Genomic DNA, 19,885 nt, shown 5'->3' on the forward strand with positions numbered 1-19,885 from the left:
TCCGGCCTTTTTCCACTATGGAAGCGGCCATGAGCGAACAATCCCTCTCCACGCCGAACACCCGCAAGGTCTTCGTCAAGACCTACGGCTGCCAGATGAACGTCTATGACAGCGAGCGCATGACCGATGCGCTGTCGAAGGACGGCTATCAGGCGACGGACGTGCTGGAAGAGGCCGACCTCGTTCTCCTCAATACCTGTCACATCCGCGAGAAGGCGGCGGAAAAGGTCTATTCCGAACTCGGCCGCCTGCGCGAGATGAAGAAGGCCCGCGCCAAGGGTGGCCGCGAGATGGTGATCGGCGTCACCGGCTGTGTGGCTCAGGCCGAAGGCAAGGAAATCCTGCGCCGCGCCCCCGCCGTGGACCTCGTCGTCGGCCCGCAGACCTATCACCGCCTGCCGGAAGCGCTGCGCCGCGCCAAGGGCGGCGAGCGCGTGGTCGAGACGGACTATGCGCTGGAAGACAAGTTCGAGCACCTGCCCGCGCCGGAAAAGGCCAAGACTCGCGCGCGCGGCGTCACCGCCTTCCTCACCGTGCAGGAAGGCTGCGACAAGTTCTGCACCTTCTGCGTGGTGCCTTACACGCGCGGCTCGGAAGTCTCCCGCCCCGTCATGCAGATCGTCACCGAGGCCGAGCGCCTTGCCGAAGCGGGCGTGCGCGAAATCACCCTGCTCGGCCAGAACGTCAACGCCTGGCACGGCCTCGGCCCGGATGGCCGCGAATGGGGCCTCGGCGACCTCCTCTACCGCCTCGCCGAAATCGAAGGCCTCGCGCGCCTGCGCTACACGACCAGCCATCCACGCGACATGGACGACCATCTCATCGCGGCGCATCGTGACCTGCGCAAGCTGATGCCCTACCTGCACCTGCCGGTGCAGGCCGGCTCCGACCGCATCCTGAAGGCCATGAACCGCCGCCATACGGCAGCCGAATACATCGCCCTCATCGAGCGCATCCGCGCGGTCCAGCCGGAGCTTGCCATATCCGGCGATTTCATCGTCGGCTTCCCCGGCGAGACCGACGCGGACTTCGAGGACACGATGCGCCTCGTCGAGACCGTCGGTTATGCACAGGCATTTTCGTTCAAATATTCCACCCGCCCCGGCACGCCCGGCGCGGAGATGGATGGCCATGTCGAAGAGGCTGTGAAGGCCGAACGTCTTGAAAGATTGCAGGCTTTGCTCTTCCGCCAGCAGGGCGAATTCGCCCTCGGCTGCGTCGGCAAGGAGATAGACCTGCTTCTGGAGAAGCCCGGACGCAAGCCCGGCCAGCTCGTCGGCCGCTCGCCCTGGCTCCAGCCTGTGAATATTGATGCAAAAGGTTCGAAAATCGGTGACATTATCCGGGTACGAATCACCGATGCCGGGCCGAACAGCCTCTTCGCGCAAGCGATCGGTTGACGGGCGGATCACAAGGAGCTTGACCGCTTGAACGGACACGAACTGACGACGTCCTCGCCGCGCCCGTCGAAAAGCCAGACCGACGCCAATCAATTCGTGCTCACTTTCGAGAACAATCGATACGCAAGCGAGCTTTTCGGCCAGTTCGACCAGAACTTGAAGCTTCTGGAACAGCGCCTCCACATCGATGCGCGGGCGCGCGGCAATTCCGTCTCCATCTCCGGCGAGGTCATGGCCACCAACCAGGCCCGCCGCGCGCTGGATTATCTCTACGACCGGCTCCAGAAGGGCGGCTCGATCGAGCTTTCCGATGTCGAGGGCGCCATCCGCATGGCGATCGCCGCGGACGACCAATTGTCCCTGCCGACGATGGAGCGTAAGGCCAAGCTCACCATGTCGCAGATTTCCACCCGCAAGAAGACCATCGCCGCCCGCACGCCGACGCAGGATACCTATATCCGCGCGCTGGAGCGCTCCGAACTGGTCTTCGGTGTCGGCCCGGCCGGCACGGGCAAGACCTATCTCGCCGTCGCCTATGCCGCCCAGCTTCTGGAGCGCGGCGCGGTCGACCGCATCATCCTTTCCCGCCCGGCTGTCGAGGCCGGCGAGCGTCTCGGCTTCCTGCCCGGCGACATGAAGGAGAAGGTCGATCCCTATCTGCGCCCGCTCTACGACGCGCTCTACGATATGATGCCGGGCGACAAGGTCGAACGGGCCATCACCGCCGGCGTTATCGAGATTGCGCCGCTCGCCTTCATGCGCGGCCGCACGCTCGCCAATGCCGCGGTCATCCTCGACGAGGCGCAGAACACGACCTCGATGCAGATGAAGATGTTCTTGACGCGTCTCGGCGAAAACGGCCGTATGATCGTCACGGGCGATCCGAGCCAGGTCGACCTGCCGCGCGGCGTGAAGTCCGGCCTCGTGGAAGCCCTGCAGATCCTCAAGGGCGTCGAGGGCGTCTCGGTCGTCCGCTTCAAGGATGTCGACGTCGTGCGCCATCCGATGGTCGCCCGTATCGTGCGCGCCTACGAGGCGCAGACGGCCGTGCAGGACGAAAGCGAGCAGCCGGACCGCTGAGGTCCGGATATCCCATGAGCGAACTCGACATCCAGATTTCCATAGAGGAGGGCGCATGGCCCTCCGAGGAACGCCTTTTCGACATGAGCGGGCGCGTGCTCGGCGCGGCGGCGGACTATCTTCGCAAAGAGGAGAAGCAGCCCTTCCCCAAGGCCGGCGCGCCGGAAGTCTCCCTCGTCTTCACGAATGACGAGAGCATCCGCGCCATCAATGCGGAATGGCGCAGCCAGGACAAGCCGACCAATGTCCTGTCCTTCCCCGCCTTCCCGGTGACGCCGGGAAAAATGCCCGGCCCGATGCTCGGCGACATCATCTTTGCCCAGGAAACATTGACCCGCGAGGCGGCCGATCTCGGCAAGTCTTTCGACGATCATCTCACGCATCTGATGGTGCATGGATTTCTGCATCTCTTCGGTTATGATCATATGGAAGATGAAGAGGCTGAAAAAATGGAGGGGCTGGAGACTCGCATTCTTGCGGAGCTTGGCCTATCTGACCCCTACGGGGATAGCCCTGAAGAATAGTTTGGACCGATGAGCGACTTTAGAAACCAGCCGGCAGCGGCGGAAAAGAACGAGGCGGACGCCTCCAGTCAGGACGAGGCGGGCAGTAGTAGCAGCGCGCCGAAGCAGGAAAGCGGGGGCCGGTCATCCTTCTGGTCCCGTGCGACACGGCTTTGGCGCATGACGGGCGCCTCCACGCTGCGCAAGGACCTCGCCGAGGCCCTGATGACGGAAGATACCGGCGGCGAGCCGGCCTTCCTGCCCGAAGAACGGGCGATGCTGCACAATATTCTCCGCTTCCGTGAGGTTCGCGTCGAGGACGTCATGGTCCCGCGCGCCGATATCGAGGCCGTCGATCAGGACATCACCATTGCCGAGCTGATGGTGATCTTCGAGGATTCCGGCCGCTCGCGCATGCCGGTCTATAACGAGAGCCTCGACGATCCGCGCGGCATGGTCCATATCCGCGACCTCCTCGCCTATGTCACCAAGCAGGCCCGCAACAAGCGCCGCAACGGTGCGAAGCCCGCTGCCGCCGCCGGCGAAAAGCCGGCTCGCGCCCCGAAGGCCGAATTCGACCTCGGCCGCGTCGATCTTTCCAAGACCGTTGCCGAGGCCGGCATCATTCGTCAGGTTCTCTTCGTACCGCCGTCGATGCTGGCTGCCGACCTCATGGCGCGTATGCAGGCCGACCGCACGCAGATGGCCCTCGTCATCGACGAATATGGCGGCACGGACGGCCTTGCCTCGCTGGAGGACATCGTCGAGATGGTCGTCGGCGATATCGAGGACGAGCATGACGACGACGAGGCGATGATCCAGCGTGTCAGCGACGACGTCTTCATCGCCGATGCCCGCGTCGAGCTTGAGGAGCTGGCCGAAGCCATCGGTTCCGATTTCGATATTCGCGAGCAGCTTGAAGACGCCGATACGCTCGGCGGCCTGATCTTCGCCTCGCTCGGCCGCATTCCAGTGCGCGGCGAGGTGGTGCAGGCGGTCCCCGGCTTCGAATTCCACGTCCTCGACGCCGACCCGCGCCGCGTCAAGCGCGTGCGCGTCACCCGCAAGCGCGCCGGCTCCGTCCGCCGCCGCGAGCGCCGGGCGGAAGGCGAGGGCGCCGCTCCCGCCAAGCAGAGCGAACAGCAGAACGACGGTGCAGGCGCCGAATAAAGGCTCCGGGCTGTCTTCGCCAAATGATCCGCGCCTTGTCCCGCCGTAATACGGGACAAGGCGCTTCTTTTTTGGGAGACTGGCGCGGCTGATTCGGGGACATAAAAAGGGGACGGCATGGAGCGGCTCGCGGGCAAGGTCATGCTCCTGTCTGGGACAAGACGGGCGCTGGTGGCATTTCTTGCGGGTCTCGTCGGCGTGCTGGCGCTGCCGCCCTTCGGCTTCTTTGCCGCGCTCTTCGTTTCCTTCACCCTGCTCGTCTGGCTGCTCGACGGCGCGAGCGCCGCGCCGGAAGCCGGGTTCCTGCGGCGTTTTGCGCCCGCCTTCCGCATCGGCTGGTTCTTCGGCTTCGGCTATTTCGTCGGCGGACTCTGGTGGCTCGGCAATGCACTGCTGGTCGAGGCGGATGCGTTTGCCTGGGCGCTGCCGCTCGCCGTTCTCGGCCTGCCGGCCTTCCTTGCCATCTATTACGGTTTCGCCGCCGCGCTCGCCCGTCTGCTCTGGTCCGACGGCATGGGGCGGATCGCGGCGCTTGCCTTTGCCTTCGGGGTCGCGGAGTGGCTGCGCGGCCTTCTCTTCACCGGCTTCCCCTGGAACGCTGTCGGCTATGGCGCGATGCCTGTGCTGCTGCTCATGCAATCCGCCGGCGTCGTCGGCATTGCCGGCATGAATGCGCTTGCCGTCTTCGTCTTCGCCGCGCCGGCGCTATTGGGCACGCGGCGCGGCCGCGGCTTCGGTCTCGCGCTCGCGACGCTGCTCTTCGCCGCCCATGTCGCCTACGGTTATTACGCGCTCCATATCGCGCCCTCGCCGGAAAGCGAGGCGACGACCGTCCGCCTCGTCCAGCCGGCTATCGACCAGACCATGAAACTCGACGATTCCGCCCGGGCGGAGATATTCGAGCGGCATCTGGCATTGAGCGCAACCCCGCCGGAGGCGGGGGGCAAGCGGCCGGACGTCATCGTCTGGCCGGAAACCTCCATCCCCTTCATCCTGACGGACAACCCGGACGCGCTGGTGCGGATCGCCGAGGTGCTGGAGGATGACCAGATGCTGGTCGCCGGGGCGGTGCGCAGCGAAAGCGCCGGCTCCGGCAAGGCGCCGCGCTACTACAATTCCATCTACGTCATCGACGGCAAGGGGCAGATCATCGCCGCCGCCGACAAGGTGCATCTCGTGCCCTTCGGCGAATACATGCCCTTCGCGGACGTTTTCGAAAGCCTCGGCGTGAGCGCGGTCGCCATGCCGGGCGGCTTCTCCGCCGCCCGGGAGCATCAGGTGCTGACCGCTGCCGGCAAGGGCTTCTATCCGCTGATCTGCTACGAGGCGGTCTTCCCCTCGGAGATCGCCGCGACGGCCGATGGGGCGGCCGCGCTCCTGAACATCACCAATGACGGATGGTTCGGCGATACGCCCGGTCCCTACCAGCATTTCCTTCAGGCGCGCCTCACCGCGATCGAGCGCGGCATGCCGTTGATTCGGGCGGCCAACAACGGCATTTCGGCCGTGATCGACGCGCGGGGGCGGCTGGCCTCGGGACTGGCTTACGGTGCGGCCGGTGTAGTGGACGCAACCCTTCCGGGAAGATTTGCTTCGAAAGAAGAGGCGAAGTGGCGGAACTGGACGCTTCCGCTCCTGCTGGCCGTGCTCTTCGCCCTGGCGGCCATTTCCCGCATTGGTTTTAGAAACAGGATGAATTGACCCAAAACCCCTAAAATAGCATAGTGCCCCCCGCCGGCGGTTCTCCTGTATTGTAGCGACCCTGAGAGTTTGCGCATGCAACGCGACGTTTTGGTCGCGTGGGGCCATCGGTAGGGTAGGGGCCATATCCGCGTTAGGACTTAAAGTGATGATGGAAAACAAGAAGAAGCCGAATCCGATCGATATTCATGTCGGCAGCCGGATCAGGCTTCGCAGGACCATGCTCGGAATGAGCCAGGAGAAGCTGGGCGAAAGCCTCGGCATCACCTTCCAGCAGATCCAGAAATACGAGAAGGGCACGAACCGCGTCGGCGCCAGCCGTCTGCAGAACATTTCGAGCATTCTCAACGTGCCCGTCTCCTTCTTCTTCGAGGATGCGCCGGGTGATCAGGCCGACACCCAGACCGGCCTTGCCGAGGCCTCCAGCTCCAATTATGTGGTCGATTTCCTGTCCTCTTCCGAAGGCCTGCAGCTCAACCGCGCCTTCGTGAAGATCGGCGATCCCAAGGTGCGCCGCAAGCTTGTCGATCTGGTGAAGGCGCTGGCCGCCGAATCCGAGATCGAATGATCGGGTCCTGAGCGTGAATGAAAGAGCGGCCCTTCGGGGCCGTTTTTTATGGGCGATCTGCCTGTAGCCTGCGTGCGACAGCCCTTGAGAAACGGCATTTCCCAAGGGATATAAAGACATTCTTATGTCCTTGTGTGCTTGTCTTTGCCCGGCGAGTTGAATAACAACGTCGCAGTCTTTTTCTTTGAGGGGAATTCCCGCATGCGCAGCAGCTATCTCTTCACCAGCGAGTCCGTCGCCGAAGGCCATCCGGACAAGGTTTGCGACCGTATTTCCGACGAGATCGTCGATCTGGTCTACCGCGAGGCCGTGAAGTCGAAGATCGATCCCTGGTCGGTCCGCATCGCCTGCGAGACGCTTGCGACGACCAACCGCGTGGTGATCGCCGGTGAAGTGCGCCTGCCGCCGAGCCTGCTGAAGAAGGACAAGGACGGCAAGGACGTCATCAACCCCGCCAAGTTCAAGTCGGCCGCCCGCAAGGCGATCCGCGATATCGGCTACGAGCAGGACGGCTTCCACTGGAAGACGGCGAAGATCGACGTGCTGCTGCACTCCCAGTCCGCCGATATCGCCCAGGGCGTCGACAATGCCGCCGACAGGCAGGGCGACGAGGGCGCGGGCGACCAGGGCATCATGTTCGGCTATGCCTGCCGCGAGACGGCGGAACTGATGCCGGCCCCGCTCTACTATTCGCACCGCATCCTCGCCCTTCTCGCCGATGCCCGCAAGAAGGGCGTGGGCGATGCCGGCAAGCTCGGCCCGGACGCCAAGAGCCAGGTCACCGTGCGCTATGTCGACGGCAAGCCCGCCGACGTCGCCTCCATCGTGCTCTCGACGCAGCATCTCGATGCAAGCTGGGATTCCAATAAGGTGCGTGAGGTCGTCGAGCCCTACATCCGCGAGGCGCTGGCCGACATCAAGATCGCCGACGATTGCTCCTGGTACATCAACCCGACGGGCAAGTTCGTCATCGGCGGCCCGGATGGCGACGCCGGCCTGACCGGCCGCAAGATCATCGTCGACACTTATGGCGGCGCAGCCCCGCATGGCGGCGGCGCCTTCTCCGGCAAGGACACGACCAAGGTCGACCGTTCGGCCGCCTATGCCGTCCGTTACCTTGCCAAGAACGTCGTGGCCGCCGGCCTTGCCGAGCGCTGCACGATCCAGATTTCCTACGCCATCGGCGTTGCCCAGCCGCTATCGATCTATGTCGATCTGCATGGTACGGGCAAGGTGAGCGAGGACGACGTGGAAGCCGCGATCCGCAAGGTCATGGATCTGTCGCCGTCGGGCATTCGCCGCCACCTCGACCTCAACAAGCCGATCTACGCCAAGACCGCCGCCTACGGGCATTTCGGCCGCAAGGCCGGCCGTGACGGTTCCTTCTCCTGGGAGCGCCTCGACCTCGTCAAGGCTCTCAAGGACGCCATCAAGAACTGAGGCCGACATGACCGATGCAGAACGCCGCAGCCGCGCGACCGAAGCCTTCTTCGGCCGCCGCAAGGGAAAACCGTTGCGCGAGCGGCAGGCGCTGCATCTGGAAACGCTGCTGCCGGCGCTGAAGGTCGACCTGTCGACCCCTGCGCCGGCGGATATCGCCACGCTCTACGATTTCAAGCCCGCCCGCATCCGCCTCGAAATCGGCTTCGGCGGCGGGGAGCACCTGATCCATCGCGCGCAGGAAACGCCGGATACCGCCTTCATCGGCGTCGAGCCCTTCGTCAATTCCATGGCCAAGCTTATCGGCAGCGTCGAGGAGACGGGCGTAAAGAACATCCGGCTTTACGATGACGATGCGACGGAATTGCTTGATTGGCTGCCGGCAGCCTCGCTCGACCAGATCGATCTTCTCTATCCGGACCCGTGGCCGAAGAAGAAGCACTGGAAGCGGCGCTTCGTGTCCAAAGTCAATCTGGACCGCTTTGCCCGGGTGCTGAAGCCGGGCGGCGTCTTCTGCTTTGCGTCCGACATCGACACCTATGTCAACTGGACGCTGATGCATTGCGGGGCGCATCCCGCTTTCGTGTGGACCGCGGAGAACGCGGCCGATTGGCTGACGCCCTATGCCGGCTGGCCGGGCACGCGCTACGAGGCCAAGGCCAGGCGCGAGGGCCGCAAGTCGGCTTACCTTACCTTCCGCCGGCTCTGACGGAAGGTTCCGATCGCGTCAGTGCAGGCTGACCGTGCGCAGGTCGTCCTCGGCAGCCTTGTAGAAGGTGCTGGAACGGTTGTCGGTGAGCAGGATCGGCGTGCCGTCCGCGCCGAACAGCGCCCACAGGTCGAGGCTCGGGTCGATTTCGGGCGCTTCCGGGAAGACGCGCGAAACCTCGTCCGCCTTCATCTTGCGGATATAGCCGACTTCGCCCGCGCCGAGATGCGCGAGATCCGCCTTCGATACGGTGGGGGTAACGGTTTTCAGGCCCATTTTTGCCTCCATGGCAATGCCGGATAGTCCGGCCACCGGACGTCCACGGCCACAATGGCCCATCGGTACGTCAGGCGATCAGGTTACGCTTGAAACGTTCCGGCGGGTGTTCCCGCAGGAACGGCTCATGACCTAGTCTGATACGGAAATGTTAATTTTCTTTACCATTCGTACAGGCTCCGGCCGGACGAGATCGACCGAGAGCAGGCCGTTCTTCAGCTCCGCGCCCTGCACGCGCATGCCGTCGGCAAGCACGAAGGTGCGCTGGAACTGCCGGGCCGCGATGCCGCGGTAAAGATAGTCCCGCTCGCCGCTGTCGATCTGGCGGCCGCGAATGACGAGCTGGTTCTCCTCCGTCGTCACGTCCAGCTCCTCGTCGGAGAAACCGGCGACGGCAAGCGTGATGCGCAGGCGCTCGGGCGCGCCCGTCTCGCCGTTCGGCCGCAGCCGTTCGATATTGTACGGAGGGTAGCCGTCATTGCCCTTGGCGATGCGCTCAAGGGTTTTCTCCATGGCGTCGAAGCCCAGGAGCAGCGGGCTGGTAAAAGGGGTCATGCGTGTCATCGTCCAGTCCTTGGCTTCAAGCGACTTTCGCGGGACCCGGCTTCGGCATCCCGACGGCTGCAATATGGTGATTGCGGCTCCCCGGCGCAAGACGCTTGCGAAAGGCGGCGTTGCAAATATAGTCCCCGCTTCGCTCGCGCGGCGCGGGCTGGAAACACGAGATTCGAAGGAACGGTAAGGGCATGTCTGAGCCACGGAAAATCATCATCGACACGGACCCCGGCCAGGACGACGCCGCGGCCATCATGCTGGCGCTCGGCAGCCCCGAACTCGATATCCTCGGCATCACCACCGTCGCCGGCAACGTGCCGCTGTCGCGCACCTCCACCAATGCCCGCATCATTCTGGAGTTCTGTTCCCGGCCCGAGGTGAAGGTTTTCGCCGGCGCCGACAGGCCGATCGCCCGCCCGCTGGTGACGGCCGAGCATGTCCACGGCAAGACGGGCCTCGACGGCCCGGAACTGCACGAGCCGGCAATGAAGCTTGAAGAGCAGCACGCCGTCGATTTCATCGTCGAGACGCTGCGCCGCGAACCCGCCGGCACGGTGACGCTCTGCACGCTCGGCCCGCTGACGAACATCGCGCTCGCACTCGAAAAAGCCCCGGACATCGCGGGCCGCGTGCGTGAGTTGGTCATGATGGGCGGCGGCTTCTTCGAGGGCGGCAACATCACGCCGGCCGCAGAGTTCAATATCTATGTCGACCCGGAAGCGGCCGCCGCCGTCTTCGCGGCGGGCATTCCCATCGTCATGATGCCGCTCGACGTCACCCACAAGGTGCTGACGCTGAAGAGCCGCGTCGAGAAACTGCGTGCGCTCGGCAACCGTCCGGCGCTGGCGCTCGTCGCGATGCTGGAATTCTTCGAGCGCTTCGACATCGAGAAATACGGCTCCGACGGCGGCCCGCTGCATGACCCGACGGTCATCGCCTATCTGCTGAAGCCGGAGCTTTTCGGCGGCCGCGACTGCAATGTCGAGATCGAGACCGCATCGCCGCTGACCGCCGGCATGACCGTCGTCGACTGGTGGCGGGTGACGGACCGCAAGCCGAATGCGCGCGTCATGAAGGATGTCGACGCGGATGGCTTCTTCGCGCTGCTGACCGAGCGCATCGGCCGCCTTTGATGCGCGGGCCTCGCAGCGCCGGCCCCGATGTGGAGGCCCGCTTCCACAAGGAGATGCTGGGCCTCTATGAGCGCTTCGCCGAACTCGGCTTTCGTCCGGCTCTCCTTCGGCGCTGCGTCACGCTCAATGGCGGCGTGGCGGCGGCCCGGGAGCTTGTCTTCAATCCCGGCACCACCGGCCTCGAGCGCCTGATCGATCTGCGTAAGCCGGAGCTTTCGATGGAAGCCCTGATGCTGCGCCCCGAATATCTGGGCCTCTTTTCCGATCTGGAGCTGAAGGAAGCCGCGCGACGTCTTGTGAACGCCGCGCCCTCCCGGTCCCGCGGCCGCCTGCAGGCGCAGCCGACGGAGCGCAAATAGCGCCGGGCGGGCTGGAAGACCGGATGCCCGCGCCGGAAAGGAAAAGGGCCGGCGTTTCCGCCGGCCCTTTCCTGTTCTGCTGTTCCGTCAGGCTCAGAACTCTTCCCAGTCATCCTGGGCGAGCGCCGTGTTGCCGGACACCTGCGGGATGGCGCGGGCCGTCGTGCGCGGGGCCTGGTAGGCGGAGCGCTGCGGCTGGGCCTGCGTGCGGGTCTGCTGCACGGGCTGGTGAGCCGTCCCGGCGCCGGCGCGGAAGCGGGCGACGAGCGATTTCAGCGTCTGCGCCTCGTCGTTCAGCGCCATCGAGGCGGCGGTGGTTTCCTCCACCATCGCGGCGTTCTGCTGCGTCACCTGGTCCATCTGGTTGACGGCCGCATTGATCTCCTTGAGGCCGACGGCCTGTTCGGAGGCCGAGGACGAGATCTGGCGGATGAGGCCGTTGATCTGGATGACCTGCTCGGCGATGTTCTCCAGCGCGCCGCCCGCCTTGCCGACGAGATCGACGCCTTCGCGAACCTGCGTTTCCGAGGTGTTGATCAGCGTCTTGATCTCCTTGGCGGCATTGGCCGAGCGCTGGGCGAGTTCGCGCACTTCCTGGGCGACGACCGCAAAGCCCTTGCCGGCTTCACCGGCGCGTGCCGCTTCCACGCCGGCGTTCAGCGCCAGCAGGTTGGTCTGGAAGGCGATGTCGTCGATGACGCCGATGATGTTGGAGATTTCGTGCGAGGAGGTCTCGATGCCGCGCATGGCGTCGATGGCCTTCTGCACCACTTCGCCGGACTTGCTGGCGTCGTTGCTGGCCGTGTCGACCGACTTGGCGGCGACGCGGGCGTTCTCCGCGCTGGAATTGACCTGCGAGGTGAGCTGGTCGAGCGCCGCGGCGGTCTCTTCCAGGCTTGCGGCCTGCTGCTCGGTGCGGTGCGAAAGGTCGGCCGCGCCCTTGGAGATTTCGCCGGTGCCGCCGCCGATATTGCCGACCGAGGCGTTGACCGTCTGGATCGTCTCTTCGAGGCTGGCGATGGCCGAGTTGAAGTCGGTCTTCAGCTTGCCGTATTCGCCCGGGAAGTCGCCGGACAGGCGGAAGGTCAGGTTGCCCGAGGAAAGCTGGGCGAGGCCATCGCCGAGGCGGGCGACGATATCGCGCTGCAGCGCGCTCGATTCGGCCCGTTCGGCTTCCGAGCGGTTGCGTTCGGCTTCGGTGAGCTGGCGCTGGTTGTTGGCGTCGGCCTCAAGGCGCTTGGTGTCGGCAAGCTGGTGGCGGAAGCCTTCCAGGGCCTTGGCGACGGCGCCCGTCTCGTCCGAACGATCCTGGCCGGCGATCGGCTGGGTATAGACGCCCTTGCCGAGCGTCGTGACGTCGTTGACGAGGCCGGCGAGCGGCTTCTGCACGAAGAAGCGGACGGCGAAATAGAGACCGGCCAGAACGGTGCCGAGCACGATCAACCCGCCGATGATCATCATGGTGGTCTGTTCGTTGACCGGCGCGTTGATCGCGGCGCGCGGCACGTCGACCAGAACGGCCCAGGTCGTGTTGATGTCCGGCAGGGCGAAGGGATAGACCACGCGGTCGAAGGTGGCGAGTTCGTCGAAGGAAAGGTTCTCGATGCGGGCCGGCTTGCCGGTGGCGAGAGCCTTCTGGACCAGATCGGCGCCCTGGCCGTCATAGACCTTCATCAGCAGCTCTTCGGTGGGCGCGACGATCCAGTTGCCGGTCTGCGACACGAGGAGGACGCGGCCTTCGCCGAAGGGGCGAAGCTGGCTGAGCTTTTCGTAGAGCGCCTTCAGCGAGACGTCGACGCCGGTCACGCCGATGCGCTTGCCGCCGGAGACGACCGGATAGGCGATGGAGGCCATGGTGAAGTTCTCACCCGTCGAGTCTTCCTTGTAGGGCTGCGTCATCGCGCCCTTGCCGCTGGTTGCCGCCAGCGAATACCACTCGGCCTTGTAGTCGGGGGCGAAGGTGGAAAGCGCGATCGTGCCGTCCTTACGCTTCGTCCAGTAGGGGTCGAACGAGCCGTCCTTGAAGGTGCCGCTCGCCAGATCCTCGGGCAGTTCGCGCGACTTGCCGTCGAAGGCGTTGGGCTCCTCGGCGAACCAGCTACCGAGCGCGAAGGTGTTCTTTTCCGCATTCGCCTTGATGATGTCGACGACTTCCTTGCGGTCGAAATGCCCGCCAGAATGGCCCTGCTCGATCACGCCGGCCATGGAGCGTGCGGCGCTCGCAAGCTGGCCGATGTCGGTGGCGATATCGGCGGCGATGGATTTCGCCTCGTTATCGGCCCCGGAATAGACGAGTTCGGCGACGCGGCCCTGGGTCTGGCCGATGAGAACGGTGTTGGAGGCGAGCATCACCAGGGCGATCGTGCCGCCGGTGACCACGATGAGCTTCGTCGCGAGCGACTTGGCCTTGAACTTGAACATGAAATCCTCACCATGAGAGACGCCCGCGGCAGAGAGCCGCGAAGAGGCACATTCGTTTTTGGAAGTCTCCATCATGGAGGGCGGGGCGCGTGACCAGCGCCAGAGACGGCCGCGCCTTTAAAGGCGCAGTGTCTGATCACTTCAGTAACCGATAGAATATTAATAAATAGCAAGTTTCGCCGCCGTCCGTGGGCGCAACCGGCTGATTTTCGGGCGTCGCGACGATGCGACGCCCGAATGTTCTAGATTTCGGCGTCGACGGCGGGGGCGAAGGGGATGGAGGGCTGTGCGCCCGGTTTCAGGCAGGCGAGCGATCCGGCGACGGCCGCACGGCGCAGCGCGTCCTTGAAGGCAAGGCCGGCATCGAGCGAGGCGGCGAGATAGCCGCAGAACGTGTCGCCCGCCCCGACGGTATCGATCGGCTCGATCTTCAGGCCGGCGGCGCGGAAGACCTCGTTCTTGCGGATGGCGACGACACCGTCGGCGCCGAGCGTGACGATGATCGTCTGCCCGCTCTCGGCATGGAGCGCGCGCATGGTCGCCTCGCGCTCCGCGTCTGAAAGCTCGCCCTTGCCGACGAAGAGGTCGAATTCCGTCTCGTTGGCGACGAGGATGTCGGCCATCACGCCGAGCCGCCGCGTGGCGGCGCTGAAGGGGGCGATGTTGACGATGGAGATGACGCCTTTCTGTTTCGCGGCGACGAGCGCGGCCTCGATGGAGGCGTCGGGAATCTCGAATTGCAGCATCAGGTAGTCGCCGCGCGACATGGCGGCGACGGTGCGCTTCGCATCTTCCTCGCTGACCGTGGCGTTGGCGCCCGGCACGACGACGATGACGTTTTCGCCGTCATCCTCGGCGACGAGGATATGGGCGGTGCCGGTGGCCTCGGCGGGCGAGCGCACGCCGTTGAGGTCGACGGCGGCGTCGGCAAGGAGCGCCAGCGCCTGGCTGCCCAGCCGGTCGTCGCCGACGGCGCCGGCCATGCGCACCATGGAGCCGGCGCGGCGGGCGGCGAGCGCCTGGTTGGCGCCCTTGCCGCCGGCGGCGGTGGTGAAGCTTGTGCCCATCACCGTCTCGCCGGGCTTCGGCAGGCGTTCCGGTGTGGCGATGAGGTCCATGTTGATGGAACCGAAGACGGTGATCATGAGAGCTGCCCCTTGTCGTTTCCGCGGACACTGCCCGAGGCGGTCAGTCCTCGTCAACTACCCTCAGCCGCAACTGGCCCGTCCGGCTCTCCGCAGCCTTTTCCTTTGGCTGCGAAAGCTCGGAAACCGTCTCGAATTCCAGCTCGCCGATGCGCGCGCCGCGGCGCGCAAGCTTCTCCGTGGACGTGAGAATCTGGTCCACATCCTTCTGCGCGGCGGTGAAATGGCCGTGCAGCTTGCGCACCCGGTCGTCGAGCCGCGTCAAATCGTCCATCAGCCGCGCGACCTCGCCCTGGATGACATGGGCCTGCTCGCGCATCCGCTGGTCCTTGAGCAGCGCCTGAAGCACCTGCACCGAAAGCATCAGCAGGGAGGGCGAGACGATGACGATGCGGGCGCGGTGCGCGCGCTGCACCGTGGGTTCGAAATTCTCGTGGATGCTGGCGAAGATCGATTCCGAGGGCACGAAGAGGAAGGCGGTGTCCTGCGTCTCGCCGGGAAGCAGATACTTTTCCGCGATATCCCGGATATGCACCTCCATGTCGCGGCGGAACTGCTGGGCGGCGATCTTCGCCGCCTCGGGCGAGCGACCGTCCGACATGGCGTTCCACGCCTCCAGCGGAAATTTCGCGTCGACGACGAGCGGCGGCTGGCCGTTCGGCATGCGGATGGTGCAGTCCGGCCGCACGCCGTTGGAAAGCTGCGCCTGGAACTGGTAGGCACTGGGCGGCATGGCGTCGGCGATGATCGTCTCCATGCGCGACTGGCCGAAGGCGCCGCGCGTCTGCTTGTTGGAGAGGATCGCCTGCAGCCCGACCACGTCTTTGGCCAGCGACTGGATGTTCGTCTGGGCATTGTCGATCACCGCCAGCCGCTCCTGCAACCGGCGGAGATTTTCGTGCGTCGCCCGCGTCTGTTCGGAGATCGACTGGCCGAGCCGCTGCGTCAGCCCGTCGAGCCGGGCATTGATCGTCTGGCTGGTCTCCGACTGCTTGCTGCCGAACACCTCCGCCATGGCCGCGACGCGGCCCTGCATCTCCGTCTGCGCCCTCAAAAGCTCGGCAAAGCGCCTCTCCGCCGTTACCGCCGCCTCCCGCTGGCGGGCATGGCTGCGGCGTGCGGAAAACACGCCGAAGACCGCCAGCAGCCCGGCGGCAAGCAGCACGAGCGCCGGCCCGAGGCCGCCGAGCCGATCGAGGAAGGACGTAACGAGCGTGTCGAGAGCGGGATCGATCATGCCGGGACCATAACACGGATTGCGGCGAAAACCAGATCATAACGTGAACAAATCGCATTGACCTCCGGCGAAGTCGATTGAAAGCGCAAACAAACCGCGCTAAGGAGGCGCATGACCATCAAGCCGCTGATTATCCTTCCCGATCCGATCCTCCGCCAGGTTTCGAAACCCATCGAGACCTTCGACGGCGAGGTGAAGAAGCTCGCCGACGACATGCTGGAAACCATGTACGATGCCCCCGGCATCGGCCTTGCCGCCATCCAGATCGGCGTCGCCCGCCGCATGCTCGTCCTTGATGTTTCCAAGGACGGCGAGGACAAGAAGCCGCTCGTCTTCATCAACCCGGAAATCGTCGCCTCCTCGGATGCGCGTTCGGTCTATGAAGAGGGCTGCCTGTCGATCCCGGATTATTACGCCGAGGTCGAGCGCCCGGCGACGATCACCGTCCGGCATCTCGACCGTGACGGCAAGGAGCAGATGACGGAAGCCGACGGCCTGCTGGCGACCTGCCTCCAGCACGAGATCGATCACCTGAACGGCGTGCTGTTCATCGACCACATTTCCAAGCTGAAGCGCGAGATGGTGATCCGCAAGTTCACCAAGGCCGCGAAGATGCGCGGCAGCAAGGCGCTCTGAGGCGGCGTCAGCCGCCCCCGCACTCTTTTCACGGAGGCTGACCGATGGCCCTTCGCATCATCTTCATGGGCACGCCGGACTTTTCCGTCGCGACGCTGGAGGCGCTTGCCGAAGCGGGCCACGAGATCGTCGCGGTCTATTCACAGCCGCCGCGCCCGGCCGGCCGCCGTGGCCTCGAACTGGTGAAATCCCCGGTGCATCAGGCGGCCGAGCGGCGCGGCATTCCCGTTTTCACGCCCGTCAACTTTCGCGAGGAAGCGGACCGCGCGGCGTTCCGCGCCCATGGGGCGGATGTCGCGGTGGTCGTCGCCTATGGCCTGCTGCTGCCGGAAGCGATCCTCACCGGCACGCGCCTCGGCTGCTACAACGGCCATGCCTCGCTCCTGCCGCGCTGGCGTGGGGCTGCGCCCATCCAGCGGGCGATCATGGCGGGCGACGAGGAAACCGGCATGATGGTCATGAAGATGGACAAGGGCCTCGATACCGGCCCCGTCGCGCTCACCCGCCGCGTGACCATAAGCGAGACCATGACGGCCGGCGAATTGCACGATGCCTTGATGCAGGCGGGCGGCGCGCTGATGGCGGAAGCCATGGGCAAGCTCGAAGCCGGCGACCTGCCGCTGACGGTGCAGGCGGAGGAGGGCGTGCTTTACGCCGCCAAGATCGACAAGGCCGAGACGCGCATCGATTTCTCGAAGCCGGCGAAGGACGTCCACAACCATATTCGCGGCCTCTCGCCCTTCCCCGGCGCATGGTTCGAACTGCCGGTCGCCGGCAAGCCGGAGCGGGTGAAGGTGCTGGCCAGCGAACGGACGGGCGACGGCGTGTCGAAGCCTGCCGGCACGGTTCTCGACGACCGGATGACGATTGCCTGCGGTGAAGGGGCGGTGCGCCTCGTGCGTCTGCAGAAGGCCGGCGGCAAGCCGCTGGACGCGGCGGATTTCCTGCGCGGCACGCCGGTCGCGGCGGGCGAGGTGCTGGCCTGATGCCGCGCTATCGCCTGCGCATCGAATATGACGGCACGCCCTATGTCGGCTGGCAGCGGCAGGACAACGGTCCTTCCGTGCAGGGCGCCATCGAGGCGGCGATCCTGTCGCTGACGGGTGAGACGGTCTCGATCCGCGGGGCGGGGCGCACGGATTCCGGCGTGCATGCCATGGGGCAGGTCGCCCATGCCGATCTGTCGCGCCCGTGGAAGGAGCACACGCTCAGGAACGCGCTCAACGCGCATCTCGGCATGGCCGGCGAGCGTGTCGCGATCCTCGACGCGGCTGAAGTGCCGGACGATTTCGACGCCCGCTTTTCCGCGGTGAAGCGGCATTATCTCTACCGCATCGTCTCGCGCCGCGCGCCGCTGGCGCTGGAGGCGAACCGCGCCTGGTTCGTCGCCAAGGAACTGGATCACGAGGCCATGCATGCGGTGGGGCAGGTGCTCGTCGGAAAACACGACTTCACCACCTTCCGCGCCGCGCAATGCCAGGCGAACAGCCCCGTGCGCACCATCGACAGGCTCGAGGTGACGCGCAGCGGCGACCTCATCGAGATGCGCGTGTCGGCGCAGAGCTTCCTGCACAATCAGATCCGCTCCTTTGCCGGCACGCTGAAGCTGGCGGGCGAGGGCAAGTGGACGGTGGAGGACGTGCGCGCCGCGCTGGAGGCGCGCGACCGCAAGGCCTGCGGCCCCGTCGCCCCGCCGGACGGGCTGTATTTCATGGCCGTCGATTACTGATCGGTCCTAACCCGGCAGCGTGCCCAGAAGCCGCTGCAATTCCTGCCCGACGATCATCGGCGGCAGCACGTAGATGGCGGTCATCGCGGCGGCGAGCAGCGTCTGCTTTCCGACGCACATCCAGACAAGGCGGAATTGCAGCATGACGCTTGCACCGAGCACGGCATAGATGAGCAGGCCGGCCAGGGGCGCGCTTGTGGGCAGCACCAGCGTCAATGCGAAGGGGACTGCGAAGGCGTAGCACAGCGGCACGGTGAGCCAGTTGCCGGTGGTGACGACGACGGCAAGATATTTGCCGTAGCCGAGCGGCCGGGCGAGCGCCGCAAGCAGCGCCAGCGGCAGCAGCCAGCCGATCATGTCGACAAAGGCGAGCTTGACGAAAAAGCCGGGGCCGGTCTGCGTTTCCGCCGGCATGCGGGAAAGATAATAAAGCCGCCACGACGCCCAGGTGACGGCAAGGGCCGGCAGGCACCAGACGAAGGCCCAGAAGGAGCGCATAAGGCCGCGCCAGCTCAGGTCCAGCCAGCCGAACCCCTCCTGCTTCTGTTTCAGCAGCAGGTAGATGCCGTTGAGGTAGTGCAGGACCTCGTCAAGACCGGGCATCGCCGAACCAGCGCTCGATGAAGGTCTCGTAGATCACGGTCAGCGTCTCGAGATCGGCCACCGCCACCCGCTCGTCCACCATATGCATGGTCTGGCCGACGAGGCCGAATTCCACGACGGGGCAATAGTCCTTGATGAAGCGTGCATCGGACGTGCCGCCCGTCGTCGACAGTTTTGGCGCACGGCCGGTCACGGCCTCGACAGCGCCGGACAGCGAGGCGATGAGCTGGTTGTTGCGCGTGAGGAAGACGTGGCTCGGCCGTTCGGCCCATTCGATGTCGTAGCGCACGGGGTCGCGGCCGGGGCGGAGCCTTTCGTCCTGCGCGGCGGCGTCGAGGCGGCGCACGATCTCGGCCATCACGGTCTCGGCCGTCCAGCTATCGTTGAAGCGGATGTTGAAGCTGGCGCTCGCCCGCGCCGGCACGACATTGGTGGCGCGGTTGCCGGTGTCGATGGTCGTCACTTCGAGGTTCGACGGCTGGAAGCTTTCCGTGCCGGCGTCGAAGGGCGGATGCATCAGCGCGTCGGTCAGCGCGATCACGCCGCGAACGGCATTGTCGGCAAGATGCGGATAGGCGGCATGGCCCTGCACGCCATGCACGGTAAGCGTGCCGGAGACGGAGCCGCGCCGGCCGATCTTGATCATGTCGCCGAGCTGGTCCGGATTGGTCGGCTCGCCGACGAGGCAGGCATCCCAGCGCTCGCCGCGTGTCGCCGCCCATTCCAGCAGCTTGATCGTGCCGTTGACGGCCGGGCCTTCCTCGTCGCCGGTGATGAGGAAGGAGAGCGAGCCTTTCGGCGGGCCGTTCTTCCCGATCTGGCGTGCGACGGCGGCGACGAAGCAGGCGATGCCGCCCTTCATGTCCACCGCGCCGCGGCCGAACATCTCGCCGCCGGAAATCTCCGCGCCGAACGGGTCATGCGTCCAGGCGGCCTCGTCGCCGACGGGCACGACGTCCGTATGGCCGGCGAACATCAGGTGGGGTCCCTCGGTGCCGATACGGGCATAGAGGTTCTCGATATCGGGCATGCCCGGCTCGCGGGCGATCATGCGTTCCACCGTGAAGCCGAGCGGCTCCAGCATGGCGGCAAGCGCCGTCAGCGCGCCGCCCTCGGCGGGCGTCACGGAGGGGCAGCGGATGAGGGTGGCGAGGTTTTCGATCGGGTCGGCGGAGGTTTTGGGCATGCGTCACGGCACCTGAAAGGGAGGGAATCGAGGT

At 65.4% G+C, this 19,885-nt stretch carries 20 protein-coding genes; 13 read left to right on the forward strand and 7 right to left on the reverse strand.

What is annotated here, in order from left to right; translation table 11 throughout:
• Positions 1 to 29: 29 nt before the first annotated feature.
• The 8 genes from miaB to trmB all read left to right on the forward strand — a co-directional run bounded on the left by miaB (position 30) and on the right by trmB (position 8,571).
• Complete coding sequence (miaB, locus tag K8M09_RS00180; protein ID WP_229342044.1) at positions 30 to 1,400, forward strand: tRNA (N6-isopentenyl adenosine(37)-C2)-methylthiotransferase MiaB; 1,371 nt, start codon at positions 30 to 32, stop codon at positions 1,398 to 1,400.
• A 27-nt stretch (positions 1,401 to 1,427) separates the two neighbouring features.
• Positions 1,428 to 2,480: a PhoH family protein gene (locus K8M09_RS00185; RefSeq protein WP_160786611.1), complete on the forward strand. Its 1,053-nt coding sequence runs from the start codon at positions 1,428 to 1,430 to the stop codon at positions 2,478 to 2,480.
• A 14-nt stretch (positions 2,481 to 2,494) separates the two neighbouring features.
• A complete protein-coding gene (gene ybeY / locus K8M09_RS00190) occupies positions 2,495 to 3,004 on the forward strand; it encodes an rRNA maturation RNase YbeY (protein ID WP_160786610.1) in 510 nt (169 codons plus the stop codon).
• 9 nt (positions 3,005 to 3,013) lie between these two features.
• Complete coding sequence (locus K8M09_RS00195) at positions 3,014 to 4,153, forward strand: hemolysin family protein (protein WP_160786609.1); 1,140 nt, start codon at positions 3,014 to 3,016, stop codon at positions 4,151 to 4,153.
• A 117-nt stretch (positions 4,154 to 4,270) separates the two neighbouring features.
• On the forward strand, positions 4,271 to 5,854 hold the full coding sequence (lnt, locus tag K8M09_RS00200; protein ID WP_160786608.1) for an apolipoprotein N-acyltransferase: 1,584 nt from the start codon (positions 4,271 to 4,273) through the stop codon (positions 5,852 to 5,854).
• A 148-nt stretch (positions 5,855 to 6,002) separates the two neighbouring features.
• A complete protein-coding gene (locus K8M09_RS00205; protein ID WP_160786607.1) occupies positions 6,003 to 6,422 on the forward strand; it encodes a helix-turn-helix domain-containing protein in 420 nt (139 codons plus the stop codon).
• Positions 6,423 to 6,623: 201 nt separating this feature from the next.
• Positions 6,624 to 7,862: a methionine adenosyltransferase gene (gene metK / locus K8M09_RS00210; protein ID WP_160786606.1), complete on the forward strand. Its 1,239-nt coding sequence runs from the start codon at positions 6,624 to 6,626 to the stop codon at positions 7,860 to 7,862.
• Positions 7,863 to 7,869: 7 nt separating this feature from the next.
• Positions 7,870 to 8,571 (forward strand): tRNA (guanosine(46)-N7)-methyltransferase TrmB, encoded by a 702-nt coding sequence (gene trmB / locus K8M09_RS00215; RefSeq protein WP_160786605.1) that lies wholly within the window; start codon positions 7,870 to 7,872, stop codon positions 8,569 to 8,571.
• 18 nt (positions 8,572 to 8,589) lie between these two features.
• Here trmB and K8M09_RS00220 read toward each other — a convergent pair whose 3' ends face one another.
• Positions 8,590 to 8,847: a BQ00720 family protein gene (locus K8M09_RS00220; RefSeq protein WP_064332367.1), complete on the reverse strand. Its 258-nt coding sequence runs from the start codon at positions 8,845 to 8,847 to the stop codon at positions 8,590 to 8,592.
• Between the two features lie 132 nt (positions 8,848 to 8,979).
• Positions 8,980 to 9,411 (reverse strand): Hsp20 family protein, encoded by a 432-nt coding sequence (locus tag K8M09_RS00225; RefSeq protein ID WP_160786604.1) that lies wholly within the window; start codon positions 9,409 to 9,411, stop codon positions 8,980 to 8,982.
• A 182-nt stretch (positions 9,412 to 9,593) separates the two neighbouring features.
• Here K8M09_RS00225 and K8M09_RS00230 point away from each other — a divergent pair, with 182 nt between their 5' ends.
• The gene (locus K8M09_RS00230) at positions 9,594 to 10,535 is read left to right on the forward strand and encodes a nucleoside hydrolase (protein ID WP_160786603.1); all 942 of its coding nucleotides are present in this window, start codon (positions 9,594 to 9,596) and stop codon (positions 10,533 to 10,535) included.
• A complete protein-coding gene (locus tag K8M09_RS00235) occupies positions 10,535 to 10,894 on the forward strand; it encodes a hypothetical protein (protein WP_160786602.1) in 360 nt (119 codons plus the stop codon). The genes K8M09_RS00230 and K8M09_RS00235 overlap by 1 nt, the downstream gene beginning before the upstream one ends.
• A 93-nt stretch (positions 10,895 to 10,987) precedes the next feature.
• Here the strand turns inward: K8M09_RS00235 and K8M09_RS00240 are convergent, their stop codons facing one another.
• From K8M09_RS00240 to K8M09_RS00250, 3 genes are all read right to left on the reverse strand, one after another.
• Positions 10,988 to 13,315, reverse strand: a complete 2,328-nt coding sequence (locus K8M09_RS00240) for a methyl-accepting chemotaxis protein (protein WP_160786601.1) — start codon at positions 13,313 to 13,315, stop codon at positions 10,988 to 10,990.
• Between the two features lie 242 nt (positions 13,316 to 13,557).
• Entirely contained in the window at positions 13,558 to 14,460 is a 903-nt protein-coding gene (locus K8M09_RS00245) for a ribokinase (protein ID WP_160786600.1), read from the reverse strand.
• A gap of 43 nt (positions 14,461 to 14,503) precedes the next feature.
• Positions 14,504 to 15,697 (reverse strand): DNA recombination protein RmuC, encoded by a 1,194-nt coding sequence (locus K8M09_RS00250; RefSeq protein WP_160786599.1) that lies wholly within the window; start codon positions 15,695 to 15,697, stop codon positions 14,504 to 14,506.
• Positions 15,698 to 15,808: 111 nt separating this feature from the next.
• Between K8M09_RS00250 and def the strand changes: the two genes are divergently transcribed.
• Genes def through truA form a run of 3 tightly spaced genes read left to right on the forward strand, consistent with a single transcriptional unit; the run spans position 15,809 to position 18,062 of the window.
• Positions 15,809 to 16,333, forward strand: coding sequence for a peptide deformylase (gene def / locus K8M09_RS00255; RefSeq protein WP_160786598.1), 525 nt, complete (start codon positions 15,809 to 15,811; stop codon positions 16,331 to 16,333).
• Between the two features lie 44 nt (positions 16,334 to 16,377).
• A complete protein-coding gene (gene fmt, locus K8M09_RS00260; RefSeq protein ID WP_160786597.1) occupies positions 16,378 to 17,319 on the forward strand; it encodes a methionyl-tRNA formyltransferase in 942 nt (313 codons plus the stop codon).
• Positions 17,319 to 18,062: a tRNA pseudouridine(38-40) synthase TruA gene (gene truA, locus K8M09_RS00265; protein ID WP_160786596.1), complete on the forward strand. Its 744-nt coding sequence runs from the start codon at positions 17,319 to 17,321 to the stop codon at positions 18,060 to 18,062. The genes fmt and truA overlap by 1 nt, the downstream gene beginning before the upstream one ends.
• Before the next feature lie 6 nt (positions 18,063 to 18,068).
• Here the strand turns inward: truA and K8M09_RS00270 are convergent, their stop codons facing one another.
• Together K8M09_RS00270 and dapE are read right to left on the reverse strand one after the other, a co-directional pair.
• Positions 18,069 to 18,665 (reverse strand): hypothetical protein, encoded by a 597-nt coding sequence (locus K8M09_RS00270; protein WP_160786595.1) that lies wholly within the window; start codon positions 18,663 to 18,665, stop codon positions 18,069 to 18,071.
• Entirely contained in the window at positions 18,652 to 19,851 is a 1,200-nt protein-coding gene (gene dapE / locus K8M09_RS00275) for a succinyl-diaminopimelate desuccinylase (RefSeq protein WP_160786594.1), read from the reverse strand. Before dapE ends, K8M09_RS00270 begins: the two co-directional genes overlap by 14 nt.
• Positions 19,852 to 19,885 lie beyond the last annotated feature (34 nt).

This window comes from Shinella zoogloeoides (assembly GCF_020883495.1).
GTDB lineage: Bacteria > Pseudomonadota > Alphaproteobacteria > Rhizobiales > Rhizobiaceae > Shinella > Shinella zoogloeoides.